Annotated in this window: 7 protein-coding genes and 1 pseudogene; 2 read left to right on the top strand and 6 right to left on the bottom strand. The window is 62.7% G+C overall.

Features of this window, described 5'->3' with window-relative positions; translation table 11 throughout:
* Positions 1-3: 3 nt before the first annotated feature.
* A pseudogene (purL, locus tag ABMD26_RS15870) lies at positions 4-3,904 on the bottom strand (phosphoribosylformylglycinamidine synthase).
* Between the two features lie 217 nt (positions 3,905-4,121).
* Between purL and mltF the strand changes: the two are divergent.
* Positions 4,122-5,582, top strand: a complete 1,461-nt coding sequence (mltF, locus tag ABMD26_RS15865; RefSeq protein WP_354310629.1) for a membrane-bound lytic murein transglycosylase MltF — start codon at positions 4,122-4,124, stop codon at positions 5,580-5,582.
* Between the two features lie 72 nt (positions 5,583-5,654).
* On the opposite strand, the gene tadA is transcribed toward mltF, so the two are convergent.
* The 3 genes from tadA to ABMD26_RS15850 form a co-directional block, all read right to left on the bottom strand.
* Positions 5,655-6,137 carry a tRNA adenosine(34) deaminase TadA gene (gene tadA, locus ABMD26_RS15860; RefSeq protein ID WP_275669813.1) on the bottom strand — a complete coding sequence of 161 codons (483 nt, stop codon included), beginning with the start codon at positions 6,135-6,137 and terminating at the stop codon, positions 5,655-5,657.
* A gap of 3 nt (positions 6,138-6,140) precedes the next feature.
* Positions 6,141-7,514: a multicopper oxidase family protein gene (locus tag ABMD26_RS15855; RefSeq protein ID WP_354310626.1), complete on the bottom strand. Its 1,374-nt coding sequence runs from the start codon at positions 7,512-7,514 to the stop codon at positions 6,141-6,143.
* 103 nt (positions 7,515-7,617) lie between these two features.
* Entirely contained in the window at positions 7,618-10,209 is a 2,592-nt protein-coding gene (locus ABMD26_RS15850) for a dermonecrotic toxin domain-containing protein (protein ID WP_354310624.1), read from the bottom strand.
* A gap of 164 nt (positions 10,210-10,373) precedes the next feature.
* Between ABMD26_RS15850 and ABMD26_RS15845 the strand changes: the two genes are divergently transcribed.
* Positions 10,374-10,745, top strand: a complete 372-nt coding sequence (locus tag ABMD26_RS15845; protein ID WP_354310622.1) for a PH domain-containing protein — start codon at positions 10,374-10,376, stop codon at positions 10,743-10,745.
* 294 nt (positions 10,746-11,039) lie between these two features.
* Here ABMD26_RS15845 and ABMD26_RS15840 read toward each other — a convergent pair whose 3' ends face one another.
* Positions 11,040-11,294 (bottom strand): FitA-like ribbon-helix-helix domain-containing protein, encoded by a 255-nt coding sequence (locus tag ABMD26_RS15840; RefSeq protein WP_354310620.1) that lies wholly within the window; start codon positions 11,292-11,294, stop codon positions 11,040-11,042.
* Positions 11,295-11,525: 231 nt separating this feature from the next.
* A complete protein-coding gene (gene guaA / locus ABMD26_RS15835; protein WP_056844177.1) occupies positions 11,526-13,103 on the bottom strand; it encodes a glutamine-hydrolyzing GMP synthase in 1,578 nt (525 codons plus the stop codon).
* Positions 13,104-13,181 lie beyond the last annotated feature (78 nt).

The following is a 13,181-nucleotide window of genomic DNA, read 5'->3' as shown; positions in this document are numbered from 1 at the left end:
GCGTCAGTCGACCCAGACTCGGGCGTTGCGGAACATGCGCATCCAGGCACCGTCCTCGTCCCACTCCTCAGGCTTCCAGGAGTTCTGCACTGCGCGGAAGACCCGCTCCGGGTGCGGCATCATGATGGTCACGCGACCGTCACGGCTGGTCAGACCGGTGATCCCGCGCGGCGAGCCGTTCGGGTTGGCCGGGTACTGCTCGGTGACCTTGCCGTGGTTGTCGACGAAACGCAGGGCTACGCAGCCCGACACATCGGCCTGCAGCAAGGCATCGGCCGAGGCGAACTCGGCGTGGCCTTCACCGTGGGCGATGGCGATCGGCATGCGCGAACCGGCCATGCCCTGCAGGAAGATCGAATTGGATTCCTGCACCTGGACCATGGCCACGCGCGCTTCGAACTGCTCGGAACGGTTGCGCACGAAGTGCGGCCAGAACTCGCTGCCCGGAATCAGTTCATGCAGGTTGGACATCATCTGGCAACCGTTGCACACACCGAGCGTGAAGCTATCGCTGCGCTCGAAGTACTGCTGGAATGCATCACGGGCACGGGCGTTGAACAGTGCCGACTTGGCCCAGCCCTCACCGGCACCCAGAACGTCACCGTAGGAGAAACCGCCGCAGGCGACCAGCCCCTTGAACTCGTTGAGGTCGACGCGACCGGCAAGAATATCGCTCATGTGTACGTCGATGGCATTGAAGCCGGCGCGATCGAAGGCCGCGGCCATCTCGACCTGACCGTTGACGCCCTGCTCGCGCAGCACCGCCACCTGCGGGCGGACACCCTTCTTGATGTACGGCGCAGCGATGTCTTCGTTGACGTCGTAGCTGAGGTTGAAGCTCAGGCCTGGGTTGTCTTCTTCGAGCAGCGCATCGAATTCCTGATCGGCGCCGACGGCGTTGTCGCGCAGTCGCTGGATCTGGTAGCTGGTCTCGGCCCACTGGCGTTGCAGCAGACGGCGCTCGCCGCTGAACAGCACCTCGTCGTGGTAACGGATGTTCACCGCACCGTTGTTGATCGGTTGGCCGATCACGGCCACGCAGTCGTTGCCCAGGCCTGCGGCGCTGAACTGCGCCAGGATCATCGGCGTGGCGTCCTGACGGACCTGGATCACCGCGCCCAGTTCTTCGTTGAACAGCACCGCGCCCACTTCCTCGCGGCTATGCGCCAGGGTGGCCAGTTGCAGGTTGAGCCCGCAATGACCGGCGAAGGCCATTTCCACCACGCTGGCCAGCAGGCCACCGTCGGAACGGTCATGGTAAGCCAGCAGGTGGCCGTCGGCGTTGAGGCCCTGGATCACGGCGAAGAAATGCCTTGAGGTCTTCGGCATCGTCGACGTCCGGCGCCTGGTTGGCCAACTTGCCATGCGCCTGAGCCAGGATCGAGGCGCCCATGCGGTTCTGACCACGACCCAGGTCGATGAGGATGAGGTCGGTTTCGCCCTTGTCCATGCGCAGTTGCGGGGTCAGGGTCTTGCGGATGTCGACCACCGGAGCGAAGCCGGTGATGATCAGCGACATCGGCGAGGTCACGCTCTTGTCGGTGCCCTCCTCGCTCCATTGGGTCTTCATGGACATGGAGTCCTTGCCGACCGGGATGGTGATGCCCAGCGCCGGGCACAACTGCATGCCGACCGCTTGCACGGCGTCGTACAGACGCGCGTCTTCACCTGGATGGCCAGCCGCGGACATCCAGTTGGCCGACAGCTTGATGTCGGAGATTTTCGCGATGCTCGATGCGGCGATGTTGGTCAGGGTTTCGCCGACCGCCATGCGTGCCGAGGCCGGGGCGTCGAGCAATGCCAGCGGCGTGCGCTCGCCCATGGCCATGGCTTCGCCGCTGTAGACGTCGAAGCTGGTGGCAGTGACGGCAACGTCGGCTACCGGTACCTGCCACGGGCCGACCATCTGGTCGCGTGCCACCAGGCCGGTGATGGTGCGGTCGCCGATGGTGATCAGGAAGCTCTTGCTGGCCACGGCCGGGTGATGCAGCACGCGCTCGATGGATTCGGCCAGGTCCAGCTGGGACGGGTCGAAGTCGTCACCCAGCGCCTGCTCGCGCACGGCACTGCGGTGCATGCGTGGCGCCTTGCCCAGCAGCACTTCGAGCGGCATGTCGACCGGGCTGTTGCCGAAGTGGCTGTCGGTGACGGTCAATTGCGGCTCGGCGGTGGCCTCGCCGACCACGGCGAACGGGCAACGCTCGCGTTCGCAGATGGCCTGGAAACGCTCGAAATCGGCGGCGTCAACGGCCAGCACGTAGCGTTCCTGGGATTCGTTGCTCCAGATTTCCAGCGGGGCCATGCCCGGCTCGTCGTTGGGCACGTTGCGCAACTCGAAGCGACCGCCACGGCCACCGTCGTTGACCAGTTCGGGGAACGCGTTGGACAGACCGCCCGCGCCCACGTCGTGGATGAAGCTGATGGGGTTCTTGTCGCCCAGCTGCCAGCAACGGTCGATGACTTCCTGGCAACGACGCTCCATTTCCGGGTTCTCGCGCTGCACCGACGCGAAGTCAAGGTCCGCCGAGCTGGTGCCGGTGGCCATGGAGGATGCGGCACCGCCGCCCAGGCCGATGAGCATGGCCGGGCCACCGAGCACGATCAGCTTGGAACCGACGGTGATCTCGCCTTTCTGCACATGTTCTTCACGGATGTTGCCCATGCCGCCGGCGAGCATGATCGGCTTGTGATAGCCGCGCACTTCTTCGCCATGGGGGGTGTCGATGCTTTGCTCGAAGGTACGGAAGTAGCCGGTCAGGGCCGGACGACCGAATTCGTTGTTGAACGCCGCGCCGCCCAGGGGGCCGTCGATCATGATGTCCAGCGCGGTGACGATGCGTTCGGGCTTGCCGTAGGGTTTTTCCCACGGCTGCTCGAAGCCTGGAATGTTCAGGTTGGACACGGTGAAACCGGTCAGACCCGCCTTGGGCTTGGCGCCACGGCCGGTCGCACCTTCGTCGCGGATCTCGCCGCCAGACCCGGTGGAGGCACCTGGAAACGGCGCGATCGCCGTAGGGTGGTTGTGGGTTTCCACCTTCATCAGGATGTGCACCGGCTCCTGCACCGCGCCGTACTGGCGGGTTTCAGGGTTGGGGAAGAAGCGCCCGGCCACGCTGCCGACGATGACCGAAGCGTTGTCCTTGTACGCCGAGAGCACGCCTTCGCTGTGCATCTGGTAGGTGTTCTTGATCATGCCGAACAGGCTTTTTTCCTGGCTCTGACCGTCGATGTCCCAACTGGCGTTGAAGATCTTGTGGCGGCAGTGCTCGGAGTTGGCCTGGGCGAACATCATCAGTTCGATGTCGTGCGGGTTGCGCGCCAGACCCTGGAAGCTGCTGACCAGATAGTCGATTTCGTCTTCGGCCAGGGCCAGGCCCAGCTCGACGTTGGCCTTTTCCAGCGCGGCACGACCGCCGCCCAGGATGTCCACGGCGGTGAGCGGCTTGGGTTCGGCATGACGGAACAGGCCGGCGGCCTCTTCCAGACGGGACAGCACCACCTGGGTCATGCGGTCGTGCAGCACACCGCCGATCAGCTCGGCTTCAGTCTCGCTGAAATCACCAGACACATAAAAGGCAATGCCGCGTTCCAGACGCTGAACCTGAGTCAGGCCACAGTTGTGTGCGATATCGCTGGCCTTGCTCGACCAGGGCGAGATGGTGCCAAAACGCGGCAGCACCAGGAACAGCCGCCCGGTGGGCTCCTGAACCGGAACGCTGGGGCCGTACTTGAGCAGACGGGCAAGGACTTGCTGGTCGTCGCTGGCCAGCTCGCCTTCGACTTCGGCGAAGTGGGCGAATTCAGCATACAGGCCAGTAACAGCGGGGACCTTCTGGCTCAGTTGCTCGAGTAATTTACCGTGGCGAAAGGCAGAAAGGGCAGGAGCGCCGCGCAGGATCAACATCGTCGGGACAGCCTCGAAAGGGGGTGTGCTTGGAGGCCGTGCATTCTAGCCTAAACCGTTGCGCTAGGCACCCGACGGATGGAAAACACCGCGTTCGTTCGTCAGATCCCGCAGGACGGGCGGTCGAAGGGTGGTCGCGCAGGCCTCGCCGCTCTAGCAGACTCCTCTACTTACTGTCGAGATATGGCTCAAGCGGCCGTTTGCGTATACTGCACCCATGCTCACCCAGACCGTCTTACGCTCGCGCTGCGCCAAATGGCTCTTCGCAACCGGACTTCTCCTGCTGCTCAGTGGCTGTGTTGATAAACCCAGCACGCTCGAGCGGGTCAAGGAGGACGGCGTGCTGCGCGTCATAACCCGCAACAGCCCGGCGACCTATTTCCAGGATCGCAACGGCGAAACCGGTTTCGAATACGAGCTGGTCAAGCGTTTCGCCGATGACCTGGGGGTCGAACTCAAGATCGAAACCGCCGACAACCTCGACGATATCTTCGCCGGCCTGAGCCAGCCCAAGGGGCCGGTACTGGCGGCTGCCGGCCTGGTCACCAGCGAAGTGCGGGAAAAACAGGCGCGCTTTTCCCACCCCTACCTGGAAGTGACACCGCAGGTCATCTATCGCAATGGCCAGAACCGCCCCACCGATGCCGCCGAGCTGGTGGGCAAGAAGATCATGGTGCTCAAGGGCAGCAGCCACGCCGAGCAACTGGCCAAGCTGAAGCTGCAGTACCCGGCGATCGAGTACGAGGAGTCCGATGCGGTGGAGGTGGTGGATCTGCTGCGCATGGTCGACGAAGGGCAGATCGACCTGACCCTGGTCGACTCCAACGAAGTCGCCATGAACCAGGTGTATTTCCCCAACGTGCGGGTCGCCTTCGACCTGGGTGACGGCCGCGACCAGCGCTGGGCCGTGGCTGCAGGCGACGACAACAGCCTGCTCGACGAGGTCAACAGCTTCATCGACAAGGTCAAGGGCAACGGCACCCTGCAACGGCTGAAGGATCGTTATTACGGGCATGTCGACGTACTGGGCTACGTCGGCGCCTACACCTTCGCCCAGCACCTGCAACAACGCCTGCCCAAGTTCGAGAAGACCTTCCAGGCCTCGGCCAAGCAGGAAAAGGTCGACTGGCGGCTGCTGGCTGCCATCGGCTATCAGGAGTCGATGTGGCAGGCGGGCGTGACCTCCAAGACCGGCGTGCGCGGCCTGATGATGCTGACCCAGAATACGGCTCAGGCCATGGGGGTCAGCAACCGCCTGGACCCCAAGCAGAGCATCAATGGCGGCTCCAAGTACTTCGCCTACGTCAAGGACCAGCTCGATGCCAGCATCGAGGAGCCCGACCGGACCTGGTTCGCCCTGGCCGCCTACAACGTGGGCAGCGGCCACCTGGACGACGCGCGCAAGCTGGCCGAAGGCGAAGGGCTGAACCCGAACAAGTGGCTGGACGTGAAGAAGATGCTGCCGCGCCTGGCGCAGAAGAAGTGGTACAGCAAGACGCGTTACGGCTACGCCCGCGGTGGCGAACCGGTGCACTTCGTCGCCAACATCCGCCGCTATTACGACATTCTCACCTGGGTGACCCAGCCGCAGCTCGAAGGCAGCCAGGTCGCCGATGGCAACCTGCATGTGCCCGGCGTCGACCAGTCAAAGCCCGCACAGCAGACCCCACCCCTCTAAAAGCACGCGGTGATCTTGTGGGAGCGGGCTCTGCCCGCGAAAAAGCCCTTGGCAGCACTCCCTCCCTGAATCTCAACCCTTCGCCCGCCGCGCCCTGAAAAACTCGCTCAAGATAGCCCCGCATTCTTCGGCCAACACGCCCCCCTCCACCACCAGCCGGTGGTTCAGAAAACCCTGACTGAAGAACTGTCCCTGGCTTTGCGCGACGCCCGCCTTGGGTTCGAGCGCACCGAATACCACCCGCGCAATGCGCGAATGCACGATAAGCCCCGCACACATGCTGCAAGGCTCCAGGGTGACGTACAGGGTGCTGCCCGGCAGCCGATAGTTCTGCACCGCTTGCGCGGCATTGCGGATCGCAACCATCTCGGCGTGGGCGCTGGGGTCGTGGCCACTGATGGGGCAATTGAATCCGCGCCCGACGATTTCCCCCTGCTGCACCAGCACCGCGCCTACCGGCACCTCGCCCAGCGCCGCACCTTGGGCTGCCAAGGCCAGGGCCTCGGCCATGAAGAACTGATCGCGGCTGCGATCGATGATCTGTGCGTACTTCACTGTTCAGGCAACCTCTATTGCAGCCATGAGTCCGGTTTCCATGTGGTCGATCACATGGCAATGGAACATCCAGATACCCGGATTATCCGCCACCAACGCCACCTGGGCACGTTCGTTCTTGCCCAGCAGGAACGTATCGGTGAAGTACGGAATGATCTTGCGCCGATTGGACGCGATCACCTTGAAACTCATGCCGTGCAAGTGAATGGGGTGCTGATATTGGGTCATGTTCTTGAGCTCCAGCACGTAGCTCTTGCCCAACTGCATCTTGGCGATGGGCCGATCGGCGCAGGTCTTGTCGGTGATGTCCCAGGCGATGCCGTTGATCTGCCACAGGCTGGGAGGCTTGCCTTCGGTGGTGTCGGACACCTCGCCCACCCATTCGAAGTTGAAATTGAGCTTCTCGGCGTTGGCCAGGTCCGGCTCGGCAATCGGGTTGGCGGGCAATGCCGGCGGCCAGTCGGTAGCCGCTGCCTCGGCCGGCACCGAGCGCAGCGTGCCCAGACGCACCGAGCCATCGCGGATAGCGATCTCTTCACCGGCAGGCGGCATCTTCACGGCAAGGCAGACGCGCATGCCGGGGCCCATCCAGTAATCCTTGCCGAACGCACGGGGCTCGATCGGGTTGCCGTCCAGCGCATACAGACGCATCTCGGCGTCGCCACGGAAATTCAGGCGGTAGGTGGCGGTGTTGTCCAGGTTCAGAATGCGCACGCGGACGATCTGCCCGGCCGGTAGATCGACGGTCGCCCGATGCACACCGTTGATCGTCGAGAGTCGCCCCAGAGTGCCGTTGCGCGCAGCCTCGCGCGGGATGCTGAACGGCAGGAACGCGCCCTCCTCGTCCACGTGCCAGTTTTTCAGGTTGAGCACTGCTTCATGAGCGAAGCCGGTCGGCTCGCGCTCCTCGACGATCAACGGGCCGACCAGGCCCCGGCCCAGTTCCTCGCTGCTGGCGACATGGGGGTGATACCAGTAACTGCCGGCGTCGGGCACCCGAAAGCGGTAATCGAAGTATTCGCCGGGCTTGACTGGCAACTGCGACACATAGGGCACGCCGTCCATGTCCAGCGGCAGGCGGATGCCGTGCCAGTGAATGGTGGTCTCTAACGGCAGTTGGTTGATGAAGCGCACCCGCAACCATTCGCCCTGGCGCACGCGCAGCTCCTGGCCGGGTGCCGAACCGCCGAAGGCCCAGGCGGGGGTCTGGTGGCCCGCCACCAATTCGACGTCGAGCGGCGCGGCGATCAGTTGATAGTCGACACCGGCCTGGTCGACCGGCGTTCCCAGCCAGTACCGGGCAGCGCCGCCGGCACCCACACCGACCGCCACCACGCCTGCCAGACCACCGAGAAATCGTCGACGAGTGAAAGACATGGGGGCGGCACCTGCTCAATGAACGCGAAAGGCCGACACGATACACCTGCAATTGAGAAAGATTAAGAGTTGAACTGGCCTGCGTCCGCGATCGTGGGCGTCATTACCTGATCACGCCTGGTGGTGCCAGTGACGGATCCAGGTAGGTGAACGGCGCCTCGCGTACCTTCAAGGCCAGGCGCCAGTCCGCCTTGACCACACCGTCGGGATGCCCCATGGAGGGCAGGTAATACTCGCCAGGGTCCAGCGTGATGTTGGTCTGCTGCCCGGCTCCGGCATCGACGATGCGCAGCGACGTCACGTCGTGCAGTTGGGCCAGACCTGGAATGCCCTTGTAGGTGGAAGCGTGGGTATCGCCAACCAGAGCGATCCACTTGCCACCGCCGGGCAACACACTGCGCGCTGCGATCACGCGGCTGGCATGGTAGCTGAACACCCTGTGACGCAGGGTGCCATCCACATTGTAGAGGTCCTCCATGCCATCGAGTCGATAGCTGGCCGCACAGTCCAGCGCACGCACCTGAATACCTTCGCGACGTGCGGCCTGCACCAGCGTGGTGAAGGTGTATTGTTGCCCAGGGTCGGTCCGATGGCCCAGATCCAGGTCGCGCAGGTAGTCCTGCAGTTGGCTGGGAAGACGCCCGTCGCTGGCAACCTGATCGAGCTCGGCCTGATGCAGATCGGTCATCAGGTGCTCCATGTACAGGGTTTCCACCCCGTCCCTGGCAAGCGCCGGCATGTTCTCGATCAAAAAGCGTTTACTGGCGATGGCTTGATGGGACTCACCGATGACCAGCCCCCGGGACTCATCCAGCAGACGGCGCACAGCGATGTATGGCGGCAGTGAAGGGTCGGGCACATGCAATGGCGATCTGTTGGTCGAGCGCCAATGGGCGATGAACGCGTTGGCATCTTCGATCAACTCGGTACGCAGTTGGTTGAGACTGTCGAGCACCGGGTTGAGCGGCGCATAGGGGTCGAAATAGTCACCCGACAGCATCTTTCGAAACTGCTCGCTCAACAGCTCACGCATTGCGGCACGGGCCACCAGTGGTACTTCGTAACGACTGGGCGAGCGCTCGAACTGGACGTAGCTTACCGGTGGCGGCTCCAGCTCCATTTCCCCCGACACGCTCAGGCAGCCCCCGCCACCGCGCAAGCAACCGGGCGGCACCAGTTCCCACTCCAACTGCTCGTTGAAACGCACCGGGTAGTTGCCCGTAAAGGAAAAGGGTCGTTGCGGATCGACAATCAGCCAGCAGCGCAGATTCGTATCGTAGCGTCCGCGATACAGGTTGCCACGCAAACGGATCGTCGGCTGGCCGGCAACGTCCATTAATCCTTGGCTGTCAGGCAGCAGCGGGATCTGCTCGTACATGTGTGCGGGCGCTTGCAGCGGCCGCAAGTCGCCGACTTCGGGTACCTGCTGAGGAATCAATAAAGTCGTGTTCAACAACAGCTCGATGCCGCTGACGATCGACGCATACAGTGCAGCGCGCCGGTCTCCCGCTTCTGCCGCGTTCACCGCACGCTCCACGTTCAGCGCAAACCGTCCGGCGCTGGCCACCACCACGATCAAGGCGATCGGCCAACTGACCGTCGCCGCCGCACCGAACAGGTGCGCGCCGGCGCCCAGATAACCGATCCACAACTGCTTGCGCAGCTCGCTGTTGCTGTGCAGCTGCAGGTTGGCCTCGGCCAGCATCTGTTCGCGGGTTTGTACTTGCAGCCAGTACGCCGCGTCGACCGCGATGGGCTGCCACGTCACCTTTGCAGCGAACAGCGCCGCCGGCTTCTTTGCCAGCAGCGCGAAGCTTCGGGCCCGTGCCAATGCGGCTGCAGCCTCGATCAGCCTGGCGTGATCGAGCAGACGTTCGCGGCTGGGCTCGGCCTTCACCTGCTGGTACAACCATGCCTGCATGGCTTTCTGGTCGGCGAACACCTGGAACGCGGTGTCTCGTCCTGCCAGATACAGCAATCGCTCACCTGTCTGCCGGTTGAAGCACAGCACGCTGGCGAACGCATAACTGCCGATCTGCAGCGCACTGACGGTGACGCCGTTGATCGCTGGACGTTGACCATCCAAGCCATCCAGCGTCGGCGCCATGGCATCCGCGCAGCCCATGCCATCGAACACCCATTGCACCTGCTGGCGCGTCAAGTGACCGGCCTGGCAGGCATCCACCGCCGCACGCAGGCAGTTGATCCGAATCAGCGTTTGCACCCGTTGCTCATTATCGGTCCAGAACGTCGCCAGCGCCTGGTGATACGAGGTTGCAAAATCGATGTGCCATAACGCGCTCAACACCTTGTCCGGCTCCAACCGCACCTCGTTGCGCTCATCGAACCACAGCGTCTTCGCATCGCCCGTGTAGAACCCACCCATGACATGCAGCAAGTCGGCATTGTCCTGATCGCTCGCGCGAAACCGCTGCATCACCAGTTGCGTAAACGTCATCGATTCGCTGGGCGGCCCCATGTGCGCGTAACCACTGAACGAACGGTGGCTGGATTGGGCGTTGTCGAAGCGATGCCAGTAAAACGCGTCGGGATGGGTGGCGATGCCCATGGAACTGAGCAGCCGAGTCGCCGCGTCTACGGCCATTTGGTGGAGGTTGGGCACCTGCTGGGTGAGTTGCCGCGCGAGCCCGGCGAGAACGTCGCTCAGGTGCGTATCGGAACGTGCATCGGTCATGTCAAAGAGGTCGGTTTCTGAAAGGGCTGCGAGTATGGTCACTGCCCCAGACCCGCCTGGCCTACATATTTGGCCTCACGACTCGGGTTGGTCAGACACCACCTTCGCCAGCACCGTCATCAGGGTAAACTGCGGCGAACCTTCTCCTTGCAGGATTCCAGGCGATGATCGACTTCAACAACAAAGGTTTCTTCAAACTCAAGCAAAACACCGAATACGGCGAACGCGTCACCGCGCTGCTGCTGGACGACGAGCACGTGGTCGACGCCTACAAGTCGATGCGTGACGGCGTGGTGTTCACCAACAAGCGCATCATTGCCTTGAACGTGCAGGGTCTGACCGGCAGCAAGAAGGATTTCACCTCCCTGCCCTACAAGAATATCGTCGCGTACTCGATCGAAACCTCGGGCACGTTCGATCTGGACTCGGAGTTGGAAGTGTATTTCTCGGCGCTGGGGAAGGTGCGGTTCGAGTTCTCGGGGAAGACGTCGATGGTGGAGGTTTCGCGGTTGATTGGGGGGTATGTGTTGAGGTGAGTTGATCGGCAATAGGCCGCGATCTCCCAGGTTTTCGATCATTTCATGGCATACGAGCAAGCTCTCTTTACAGCGCCCAAGGATCGATAACCGTCAGGCCAGCAGCCAGGAACGGGTGAATATCGCGAGTGGCGACGTCGCCCAACCGGCATCAGCGCTATACCTGCACGGAGCTCAGCCACGGTCATGGCGGAGAAGTAAGGGTTTCCAATGCCTGCTCATCGATCCATTGAATGACGCGGATCAAAAGCTATTAGCGTAGAGGCTCCGAAATCAAATTGGTGTCCAGACGGATCATTCCAAGCTCACTGCGCGAGCGGGGGCTTCATCGCGTGCGCTTTTAAAGGCAGCATGCTCTTCATCCGTCAACTTGACCTTGCGGCCGGTCTGGGCCAACAGCGAACCCAGCTTGACCCGACCTTCCGGCTTCACGGCAGACTCGAGAATTTCGCGCATCTCGGCTTCGATGCTGCGGCCATGTTGAGCGGCGCGTATACGGATGGCGCGAAAGACCTCATCAGAGACGTTTCGAACGGTAATGGATGGCATATCTCGTATTTCCCTGTGCTGCGATTGGTTGGACTTTAGCAATCTAAAAGCAATGGGACAGGTGGTGGCATTTCGTTCCGCTGGTTATCCCACTTGTAGCGACGACTGCAGCGCAAAAGAACCGTTTGGGCGTTCCGAGAAAATGCCAGACCAAAAAAGCCAAAAGCCCGCAATTAAGCGGGCTCCAGGGCATTTCTTGCTAGATCGTGCCGGACAATGCCGGACGCCCCATCACTCCCACTCAATCGTAGCCGGCGGCTTGCTCGACACGTCGTAGGTCACCCGCGAGATGCCTTCGATCTCGTTGATGATGCGGCCGCTCACCGTTTCCAGCAGTTCGTAAGGCAGGTGGGCCCAACGCGCGGTCATGAAGTCGATGGTTTCCACGGCGCGCAGGGCGACGACCCAGGCGTAGCGGCGGCCGTCGCCGACGACGCCGACCGATTTGACCGGCTGGAAGACGACGAATGCCTGGCTGACCTTGTGGTACCAGTCGGCCTTGCGCAGTTCTTCGATGAAGATGTGGTCGGCGCGACGCAGCAGGTCGGCGTATTCCTTCTTCACTTCACCCAGGATGCGCACGCCCAGGCCCGGGCCGGGGAATGGGTGGCGGTAGACCATGTCGTACGGCAGGCCCAGCTCCAGGCCCAGACGGCGGACTTCGTCCTTGAACAGCTCACGCAGTGGCTCGACCAGCTTGAGGTTCATTTCCTCGGGCAGGCCGCCGACGTTGTGGTGCGACTTGATCACGTGGGCCTTGCCGCTCTTGGCACCGGCCGACTCGATCACGTCGGGGTAGATGGTGCCCTGGGCCAGGTACTTGATGTTGTCCAGCTTGCAGGATTCGGCGTCGAACACGTCGATGAAGGTGCGACCGATGATCTTGCGCTTCTTCTCCGGGTCGGCTTCGCCGGCCAGGTTGTCGAGGAACTGCGCTTCGGCGTTGGCGCGGATGACCTTGACGCCCATGTTCTCGGCGAACATGGCCATGACCTGCTCGCCTTCGTGCAGGCGCAGCAGGCCGTTGTCGACGAAGACGCAGGTTAGCTGATCACCGATGGCCTTGTGCAGCAGGGCCGCGACCACCGAGGAATCGACACCGCCGGACAAGCCCAGCAGGACGTTGTCGGTACCGACCTGGGCACGGACCTGGGCGATGGCGTCTTCGGCGATCTTCGACGGGGTCCACAGGGCTTCGCAACCGCAGATGTCGATGATGAAGCGCGACAGGATGCGTTCGCCCTGCTTGGTGTGGGTCACCTCGGGGTGGAACTGCACGCCGTAGTAGTTGCGGTCATCGTCGAACATGCCGGCGATCGGGCAGCTCGGGGTGCTGGCCAGCACGTGGAAACCCTGGGGGATCTCGGTGACCTTGTCGCCGTGGCTCATCCACACGTCCAGGCCGAACACGCCATCGGCGTCGATGTGGTCTTCGATGCCTTCGAGGATGCGGCTCTTGCCGACCACGTCGACGCGGGCGTAGCCGAATTCACGCATATCGGAGCCGGCCACCTTGCCGCCCAGCTGCTCGGCCATGGTCTGCATGCCGTAGCAGATGCCGAAGACCGGCACGCCCAGGTCGAACACCGCCTGTGGGCAGCGCGGGCTGTTGGCTTCGTGGACCGACTCGGGGCCACCGGCGAGGATGACGCCGCGCGGGGCGAATTGGCGAATCGCTTCATCGTCCATGTCGAACGGGTGCAGCTCGCAGTACACGCCGATTTCGCGCACGCGGCGGGCGATCAGCTGGGTGTACTGGGAACCGAAATCGAGGATCAGGATACGGTGGGCGTGAATGTCGAGGGCCATGACTCATTCTCGTCAGATGTATTCGGAAACAACACGGGGCTGTAGTGAACAGCCCCGCTAAATTGAATGTCCGCCCGC

Source organism: Pseudomonas sp. PvP001, from assembly GCF_040546375.1.
GTDB lineage: Bacteria > Pseudomonadota > Gammaproteobacteria > Pseudomonadales > Pseudomonadaceae > Aquipseudomonas > Aquipseudomonas coleopterorum.
Note: the sequence above shows the minus strand (reverse complement) of the source record. Positions and strands in the feature narration are given on the sequence as shown.

Coding starts and splice junctions, on each gene's coding strand:
- mltF (WP_354310629.1), top strand. CDS start 4,122: ATGCTCACCCAGACCGTCTTACGCTCGCGCTGCGCCAAATGGCTCTTC.
- ABMD26_RS15855 (WP_354310626.1), bottom strand. CDS start 7,514: ATGTCTTTCACTCGTCGACGATTTCTCGGTGGTCTGGCAGGCGTGGTG.
- ABMD26_RS15850 (WP_354310624.1), bottom strand. CDS start 10,209: ATGACCGATGCACGTTCCGATACGCACCTGAGCGACGTTCTCGCCGGG.
- ABMD26_RS15845 (WP_354310622.1), top strand. CDS start 10,374: ATGATCGACTTCAACAACAAAGGTTTCTTCAAACTCAAGCAAAACACC.
- ABMD26_RS15840 (WP_354310620.1), bottom strand. CDS start 11,294: ATGCCATCCATTACCGTTCGAAACGTCTCTGATGAGGTCTTTCGCGCC.
- guaA (WP_056844177.1), bottom strand. CDS start 13,103: ATGGCCCTCGACATTCACGCCCACCGTATCCTGATCCTCGATTTCGGT.